This window comes from Bradyrhizobium sp. ISRA442, from assembly GCF_038085055.1.
Classification (GTDB): Bacteria; Pseudomonadota; Alphaproteobacteria; order Rhizobiales; family Xanthobacteraceae; genus Bradyrhizobium.
In genome coordinates, this window is sequence record NZ_JALGCN010000059.1 from 1 (window position 1) to 1,385 (window position 1,385).

Here is a 1,385-nt window from a genome sequence, read left to right on the forward strand (position 1 = left end):
TGATGCTGTGGACGGCTCCTCCACCGGCACGAGAGTGCCAAGGAATGGGCGCCGTTTTGAGGCTCCCACGATTCGGAGGAGCGGCCTATGCAGCCAATTTCGACTATCGGTTTGGATATCGCGAAGTCCGTCTTTCAGGTACACGGCGTTGATGCAGCCGGCCAGGTGGTCATACGCCGCCAGTTGAGGCGCCGGCACGTCCTGGCGTTTTTCCAGAAGCTGCCGCCATGCCTGGTGGGGATCGAGGCTTGCGCATCATCGCACCATTGGTCCCGCGAGTTGCAGTTGTTAGGGCATACGGTGCGATTGATGCCTCCGGCCTATGTGAAGCCCTACGTCAAGCGGCAGAAGAACGACAGCACCGACGCGGAGGCAATTTGCGAGGCAGTCACGAGACCCAACATGCGGTTCGTGCCGACCAAGACGGTCGAGCAACAAAGCTGTCTGATGCTTCACCGGGCGCGCCATCTCTTCATCCGCCAGCAGACTGCCGTGATCAACTCAATCCGCGCCTATCTCGCCGAGTTCGGGATTGTTGCCCCTGTCGGGCGCAGGGGTGTCGAGCAACTGCTGGAAGTCGTCGCCGATACAGCCGACCACCGGCTCCCCGAGGTGGCCCGTGCGTGTCTTGCTGCTCTCGGCAGTCAATTGCGCGCACTGAAGGCTCAAATCCTGGAGTTCGACCGACGCATCATCGCCTGGCATCGATCAAGCGTGACGAGCAAACGGCTGGACGCGATCCCCGGCGTCGGGCCGGCGCTGGCAACAGCTCTGGTCGCCAGCATTGCGGATCCCAAGGCTTTCCGATCGGGACGAGACTTCTCGGCCTGGGTTGGGCTCGTGCCGAAGCAGAACTCGAGCGGGGGCAAGGACAAGCTTGGCAATATCAGCAAACAAGGGGATCGCTATTTGCGTAGCCTGTTCACGGCTGGCGCGCTCGCAGTGATCCGCTATGCCAAGATCCATGGCACCAATCATCGGCCCTGGCTCACCCGATTGTTGGCCCGGCGCCCCACCAAGGTCGCCGCCATTGCGCTCGCCAACAAACTCGCCCGGATGGCTTGGGCGATGATGGCAAGGAACGAACGTTACAATGAACCCGTCGCTCTCGCGGCGTGACGAGATCACACCGGTCATCCGGGTGTGACGTAACGGTTGGAAGGGCGAACAGCACTAATGCAGCGCCGGTCGATCCGGCGATCAGGACAACCCACTTGGGCCACAGCATCGTCGAATGCGTGCTATTGACCGGGACCTGATCCGCGGAGGGCATTATGGCCAGCGGTCATGCGTACCGCGTAAACAGGCCGAACACATGGCTGCTCCGACCAATGCTGCAAAGTGAAGATTCTTCTTGCCAACCCGGAGCCGTCCACACATGGCCC

At 61.4% G+C, this 1,385-nt stretch carries 1 protein-coding gene; it reads left to right on the forward strand.

Annotation, left to right across the window (positions count from 1 at the left end; translation table 11 throughout):
* Positions 1-87: 87 nt before the first annotated feature.
* A complete protein-coding gene (locus tag MTR72_RS40170; RefSeq protein ID WP_280964601.1) occupies positions 88-1,119 on the forward strand; it encodes an IS110 family transposase in 1,032 nt (343 codons plus the stop codon).
* Positions 1,120-1,385: the final 266 nt, after the last annotated feature.